This window comes from bacterium, from assembly GCA_024224155.1.
In the GTDB taxonomy this organism is placed as follows: Bacteria; Acidobacteriota; Thermoanaerobaculia; order Multivoradales; family JAHEKO01; genus CALZIK01.
Genome location: JAAENP010000190.1, coordinates 1 through 6,880, shown reverse-complemented (window position 1 = coordinate 6,880; position 6,880 = coordinate 1). Strand labels below are relative to the sequence as shown.

The window sequence follows — 6,880 nt, the reverse complement described above, 5'->3', positions numbered from 1 at the left end:
CGACTCGGTGCGCAACAACGGCACCGCCTGCCGCTGCATGTTGGATCCCATAAGAGCGCGGTTGGCATCGTCATGCTCGAGGAATGGAATCAGGGAAGCGGCCACCGACACCAGCTGCTTGGGGCTGATGTCCATGTAGTCGATACGCTCGCGCTCGACGGTGATGAAGTCGCCGCCGGAGCGGGCGATCACGCGGTCTTCGACATAGCGTCCGCGTTTGTCGACCGGCGCGTTGGCCTGAGCGATGATGTAACGCTCCTCTTCCCAAGCGGTCAAGTACCAAGCGTGAGGCTCGGTCTCGACCTGCGCCTTCTTGGAAGCCTGCAGCGACTTGTTAGCCACGGCAAGCTCGTCACCGGTGATGATCTGGCCCAGCTTGAAGGGACCTCCACCCACCCGAACAACCCGGTGGTGATCGATGACGCGGCCCTTCTCCACCTTCTTGTAGGGGCTTTCTATGAAGCCGTAGTCGTTGATCCGGGCGAAGGTCGCGAGCGACGAGATCAGTCCGATGTTCGGGCCTTCGGGCGTCTCGATCGGGCAGATCCGGCCATAGTGCGAGGCGTGCACGTCGCGGACCTCGAATCCCGCGCGCTCGCGCGACAACCCACCCGGTCCGAGAGCAGAAAGCCGGCGCTTGTGGGTGACCTCGGACAGCGGGTTGGTCTGGTCCATGAACTGAGACAGCTGCGAGGAGCCAAAGAACTCCTTGATCGCAGCGATCACGGGCTTGGAGTTGATCAAGTCGTGGGGCATCGCGGAATCGATGTCCTGATGGACCGACATCTTCTCCTTGATGGCCCGCTCCATCCGCACCAGGCCGACGCGAAACTGGTTCTCGAGCAACTCGCCGCAGGTACGAACCCGGCGATTGCCCAGGTTGTCGATGTCATCCACCCGGCCCACGTCGCGATGGAGGCGCAGCAGATACTCCACGACGCCGAAGAAATCGTCCGCGGAGAGAGTCTTCTGGTCGACCGGGATGTCGGAATCGAGCTTGATGTTGAACTTGAACCGGCCAACGCGAGAGAAGTCGTAGCGCTTGGCATCGAAGAACATGCCGTAGAAGAGCGAGCGAGCGCTCTCGATGGTGGGAGGATCTCCGGGACGCATGCGGCGGTAGATCTCGATCAAGGCTTCCTTGGCGTCGCGGGTCGTGTCTTTGGCCAGGGTGGTGGTCAGAACGTTGCCGCAGAGGTCCCAATCCGGAAAGAAGATCTCGAGCGGTGTCGTCTTGCGGCCCTTGAGCCGAGACTCCAGGTCCTCCGGCACCAGGTCGTTGGCTTCGAAGAGAACCTCACCGGTTTCGAGGTCGACCACATCGGCAATGAAAAGTGACCTCTCCAGCTTGGCAATGCGGGCGGTCTCCTGAATCGACTTGCCCTTGGCCAGCTTCTTCCGCGCGGCATCGTCCAGCTCGAGCCCCGCGAAGATGCGGTAGGTCTCGCGCTGACCGCGGCTGTGACGCTCACGCAACATCTCGCGCTCCAGAACCTCCGGAGTGATCTCGAGCTCGACCGAGCCGCGGCCTTTGAGCTTGACCGGAACCGGCACGTAGAAGCGGCGCAGAATGGACTCGTTGGTCTCTAGCCCCAGGGCGCGAAGAAACACCGTGCCGTGGAACTTGCGCTTGCGATCGATGCGGATATTGAGGACCTCTTTGCGGTCGTACTCGAACTCGACCCAGGAACCTCGATAGGGAATGATCTTGGCGAGATAGGCGCGCGGACCCTGGTTGGTGAAGAAAACACCGGGGCTGCGATGAAGCTGGCTGACGATTACCCGCTCGGTACCGTTGATCACGAACGTCCCGTTGTCGGTCATCAGCGGGATGTCTCCGAAGTAGACCTCCTCTTCCTTGGCGTCGCGCATCATGCGTGCCCCGGTCTCGGGATCCTTGTCGTAGACGAACAGCCGGAAAGTGACCCGCAGCGGAACACCATGGCTCATGCCTCGCTCCTGGCATTCCGGCAGCGAATACTTGAGCTGGAGGTCGACGGGCTCGCCGCAGGTGTCGCAGCGGGTGACCCGATTCTGATTGACGACTCCGCACTCGCCGCAGGTAACGGTCTCTTCGTGCGGGTGATCGGTCATGATCTTGGCCGCACAGTTGTTGCAGGTCATCCGCAGGAACTCGAGTCCCTTCAGCGTTCCGCACCGGCACTGCCAATCACCGATCGTGTACTTCACGAAATCGAGTGAGCAGGTTTCCCGGAAGTCGGAGAACGGGAAGATGCTGTGAAAGACCGCATGCAAACCGCGGTTCTCACGCTCTTCGGGCAGCAGGTTCATCTGCAGGAAGCGCTCGTAGGAACGCCGTTGAACGTCGATGAGATTCGGAATCGGCAGCGTGCTGCCGATTCGCGAGAAGTTACGCCTCTCGACGCTCGAGATTTCAGTTGTGGTCGCCATATCGTTCAGATCCCTCAGCCTTGGACGGAAGATTTCGAAACTCTGCTCTCAAAACTGGACCGGGCCACGAGCACCCGATCAGCGCGCGCACCTCGACTGCCCCGAGCGACTCGGGACTGAAGCCAGATCCGGTGCGAGCCTGGCAGTTCAAGGCCACTCTTACTTGAGCTCGATTTGGGCCCCGGCTTCTTCAAACTTCTTCTTGATTTCTTCAGCCTCGTCCTTGGAAACCGCTTCCTTGATCGTTGCCGGAGCCGACTCGACCATGTCCTTGGCGTCCTTGAGACCCAACTGGGTCACCTCGCGGACCGCCTTGATGACATTGATCTTCTTGTCACCGATCGCGGTGAGCACGACGTCGAACTCGGTCTGCTCTTCCGCCGCCTCGGCGCCGGCCGCAGCCGCGCCGGCCGCGGCCATCGGCACCGCGGCAGCCGCCGCGGAAACACCGTAGTGCTCTTCCATTGCCTTGACGAGCGTGTTCAGCTCCAACACGGTCATCTCGTCGATCTGCTTGATGAAATCCTCTGTCGCTATCGCCATCTTGTCTCTCCTTGAGGTCCGAACTTGCCTATCGAACCGTTGGTTCTCTCTTCTGTTCTCTCTCCGGGGCCCCGTGCCTCTAGCCGGCGGCGCCTTTCTCTTTTTCTTGCCTCACCTGATCCACGACAACCACGAACCGGCGCTGCAGCTCACCAAGCGTACGGACCAGACTCGATACCGGTGATCGCATGAGGAACAGCAGCTTCGCAATCAGTTCCTCGCGACTGGGCAACGCCGCGATCTCTTCGATGTCCTCGGCCTCGACTCGCTGACCGTCCAGCAGACCGGCCTTGATGGTTATGGCGGGGGTTTTCTTGGCGAACTCGGTGACGGCCTTCGCGATACCTACCGCGTCTTCGCTACCGAAAGCCGCGGCGGTCGTGCCCTGGAACTCTTCCTTGAGGCCTTCGAGGGTAGCGCCTTCGATCGCCCTCTTCGCCAGGCGGTTCTTGACCACCACGTAGCTGCCCCCGGTCCGGCGAACCTGATTGCGCAACTCGGTCACATCGGGCACAGAAATGCCCTCGAAGCCCATCAGGAACACGTGCGGCGCTTTCGCCAGTTCCTCTTCGTAGCTCTCGACGAGCTGTTCCTTCTTCTCTCGGCTCAATGCCATGATTGCCCCCTCAGGCCTCTATCGAAGTCAGCGCGCTTTCGTCGATCTTGATCCCGGGACCCATGGTCGATGAAAGGCTGATGGATTTGACGTACTTGCCCTTGGCGGAGGCCGGCTTGGCTTTCATCAGAGCCGCGATCACCGCGGAGGCGTTCTCGCTGAGCTGAGCCTCGTCGAACGAGGCCTTGCCGAACGGAGCATGGACGATGCCCGCCTTGTCGACGCGGAACTCGATCTTTCCCGCCTTGATCGCATGGACCGCCGGCCCGACGTCGAAAGTAACCGTGCCGGTCTTCGGGTTGGGCATCAGGCCGCGAGGACCGAGTACTCGACCGAGCTTGCCGACGACCTTCATCATGTCCGGAGTCGACACCACGGCGTCGAAGTCCATCCAGCCGCCCTGGATCTTCTCGGCCATCTCTTCTCCACCGACATGGTCGGCACCGGCCTCCTCGGCCTCCTTGACCTTTTCGCCACCGGCAAAAACCAGGACCTTGACCTGCTTACCGGTGCCGTGCGGCAGAGCCACCGTACCGCGAACGTTCTGATCGGCGTGCCGCGGGTCGACAGCCAGCCGAACCACCAGGTCCAGGCTCTCGTCGAACTTCGCAAACGACAGTTCCTTGGCGAGCTTGATCGCCTCGGGCAGCTCGTAGGCGCGCGCCTCGACCTTCTCCTTGGCGCCGCTGAATTTCTTTCCAGTTTTCGACATCTCGAGTTCCCTCTGTTAGGCCTCGACCACGATGCCCATGGAGCGGGCGGTTCCTTCGATAATCCGCATCGCCGCTTCCGTCGACGCGGCGTTGAGGTCCGGCTCCTTGGTCTTGGCGATATCCTCGATCTGCGCCTTGGTGACCGTACCGACCTTGATCTTGTTGGGCTCTCCCGAGCCCTTGTCCAGGCCGGCGGCCTGCCTGAGCAGCACCGCGGCCGGAGGTGTCTTGGTGATGAAGCTGTAGCTACGATCCGCGAAGACCGTGATCACGACCGGAATAATCGTCCCCTGGTCTTTCTGCGTCCGGGCATTGAAAGCCTTGCAGAAATCCATGATGTTGACGCCTGCCTGGCCCAACGCCGGCCCCACGGGAGGCGCAGGCGAAGCCTGGCCTGCCGGAATCTGCAGTTTGATCTGTCCTACGACTTTCTTTGCCATTTTCTTGTACCTGGTTTCTCTTGCGGTTATCTAGCTGCTTGTCTGTGAGATCGAGTCGAGATTTTCTGCATCGCTCCGGATGTCGCCTCGGCGATGCCGAGCCGTCATAGCTTTTGGACCTGACTGAAGTCGAGCTCCACGGGGGTCTGGCGGCCGAAGATGGTCACCATGACCTTGAGCGTGTTGCGGTCGAGGTTGACGTCTTCCACCACACCGGTGAAGTTGTTGAACGGACCGTCGATGATCTTGACCGGCTCGCTCTTGTCGAAAACGTACTTGGGGCGCGGCTTCTCCTTGGTGGAAAAGGCCTGGTGCAGAATCTGATCGACTTCCTTCTGAGTGAGCGGTGTCGGCTTCTTGCCGCCACCGACGAAACCGGTGACTTTGGGCGTGTTCTTGACCACGTGCCAGGCGTCATCGGACATGTGCATTTCGACCAGGATGTAGCCCGGCAGGAACTTGCGCTCGACCTGACGCTTCTTGCCGCTGCGGTACTCGACGACGGTTTCGGTCGGGATTCGGATCTCGCCGATGGCGTCGCCCATCCCGAGCGCCTCCGCGCGCTGGCGCAGAGTCTCCTTGACCCGGTCCTCGAAGCCCGAGTAGGTGTGGATGATGTACCACTGCTTGTCTGTCTGGGCCTGTTCGCTTGTCGTCGTCATGCTCTACCAATAAGTCTGAGGATGCCTTGATATACCTCGAGAATCACCACGTCGGAAAACCACAAGAACAGAGCAAAAATGACGCTGGCGACGACCACCACGGAGGTTGTCGTGATGACTTCCTGCCGCGCCGGAAAAGTCACCTTGTTCATCTCGGCCTTGGTCTCGACCAGGAACGTTTTGAAGTTTCTCCAGTTCTCAGCTATTGACGCCACGATTCAGATTCCGTTTTCTTTCTTTTCCGTTGTTCAGCGGCTCGCTCGGTTACTTGGCAGGCCAGGAGGGATTCGAACCCCCAACATTCGGTTTTGGAGACCGACGCTCTACCAATTGGAGCTACTGGCCTAAGACCGTTCTAGTCAAGTATTTGCTCTACCTACGCAGCCTCTTGAGGGTTTGGACTCGGCCGAGATCCCTCGTCACTCGATGATTTCGGTGACGGTGCCGGCACCGACGGTACGGCCACCCTCACGGATCGCGAACCGAACGCCCTGTTGCATCGCGATCGGTGCGATCAGCTCGATCTCCAGGTTCACATTGTCCCCGGGCATCACCATCTCCGTTCCCGAAGGCAGCGACGCCGCACCCGTTACGTCCGTCGTCCGAAAGTAGAACTGCGGACGGTAGCCGTTGAAAAACGGCGTGTGGCGACCCCCCTCGTCCTTCGACAGGATGTACACCTCGCCCTTGAACTTCGTGTGCGGCGTGATCGACCCCGGCTTCGCCAGCACCTGACCCCGCTCCACCTCGTCCTTCTTCGTCCCCCGAAGCAAGATCCCCACGTTGTCACCCGCCTGCCCCTGGTCCAGAAGCTTCCTGAACATCTCCACTCCCGTCACCACCGTCTTCGACGTGTCGCGAATTCCCACGATCTCCACCTCTTCACCCACCTTGATCACACCGCTCTCCACCCGACCCGTCACCACCGTGCCCCGACCCGAAATCGAAAAAATGTCCTCCACCGGCATCAGGAAATCCTTGTCGATATCCCGCTCCGGCTCCGGTATGAAGCTGTCCACCGCCTCCATCAGCTCGAAGACGCACTTCGCATCCTCCGAGTCCGGATCGTCCGTCTCCAGCGCCTTCAGCGCCGAACCCCGAACGATCGGGATGTCGTCCCCAGGAAAATCGTACGAAGACAGAAGCTCCCGCACCTCCAGGTCCACCAAATCCAAAAGCTCCGGATCGTCCACCTGGTCGCACTTGTTCAAAAACACCACCATGTGAGGCACGTTCACCTGACGAGCCAACAAAACGTGCTCGCGCGTCTGAGGCATCGGGCCGTCCGCCGCCGACACCACCAGAATCGCCCCATCCATCTGAGCCGCTCCCGTGATCATGTTCTTCACGTAGTCCGCATGGCCCGGGCAGTCCACATGCGCGTAGTGACGGTTCTCCGTCTGATACTCCACATGCGCCGTCGCGATCGTGATCCCACGCTCGCGCTCCTCCGGCGCCTTGTCGATGTCGTCGAACGCCGTGAACTCCGCCAGG

8 protein-coding genes and 1 tRNA gene are annotated in these 6,880 nt (G+C 60.5%); all 9 read right to left on the bottom strand.

Annotated elements, in window-relative coordinates; genetic code table 11:
• A partial coding sequence (locus tag GY769_10625) for a DNA-directed RNA polymerase subunit beta (GenBank protein MCP4202372.1) occupies positions 1-2,412 on the bottom strand: 2,412 nt, incomplete at its 3' end.
• 159 nt (positions 2,413-2,571) lie between these two features.
• Positions 2,572-2,955, bottom strand: a complete 384-nt coding sequence (rplL, locus tag GY769_10620; GenBank protein MCP4202371.1) for a 50S ribosomal protein L7/L12 — start codon at positions 2,953-2,955, stop codon at positions 2,572-2,574.
• A gap of 79 nt (positions 2,956-3,034) precedes the next feature.
• Complete coding sequence (gene rplJ / locus GY769_10615) at positions 3,035-3,571, bottom strand: 50S ribosomal protein L10 (protein MCP4202370.1); 537 nt, start codon at positions 3,569-3,571, stop codon at positions 3,035-3,037.
• Between the two features lie 10 nt (positions 3,572-3,581).
• The gene (locus tag GY769_10610; protein ID MCP4202369.1) at positions 3,582-4,283 is read right to left on the bottom strand and encodes a 50S ribosomal protein L1; all 702 of its coding nucleotides are present in this window, start codon (positions 4,281-4,283) and stop codon (positions 3,582-3,584) included.
• A 15-nt stretch (positions 4,284-4,298) separates the two neighbouring features.
• The gene (rplK, locus tag GY769_10605) at positions 4,299-4,724 is read right to left on the bottom strand and encodes a 50S ribosomal protein L11 (protein ID MCP4202368.1); all 426 of its coding nucleotides are present in this window, start codon (positions 4,722-4,724) and stop codon (positions 4,299-4,301) included.
• Positions 4,725-4,828: 104 nt separating this feature from the next.
• Positions 4,829-5,386, bottom strand: coding sequence for a transcription termination/antitermination protein NusG (gene nusG / locus GY769_10600; GenBank protein MCP4202367.1), 558 nt, complete (start codon positions 5,384-5,386; stop codon positions 4,829-4,831).
• Complete coding sequence (gene secE, locus GY769_10595; GenBank protein MCP4202366.1) at positions 5,383-5,601, bottom strand: preprotein translocase subunit SecE; 219 nt, start codon at positions 5,599-5,601, stop codon at positions 5,383-5,385. Before secE ends, nusG begins: the two co-directional genes overlap by 4 nt.
• A 54-nt stretch (positions 5,602-5,655) precedes the next feature.
• Positions 5,656-5,732, bottom strand: a tRNA-Trp gene (locus tag GY769_10590).
• A 73-nt stretch (positions 5,733-5,805) separates the two neighbouring features.
• Positions 5,806-6,880, bottom strand: a 1,075-nt coding sequence (gene tuf / locus GY769_10585; GenBank protein MCP4202365.1) for an elongation factor Tu, incomplete at its 5' end; no start/stop codon positions are given.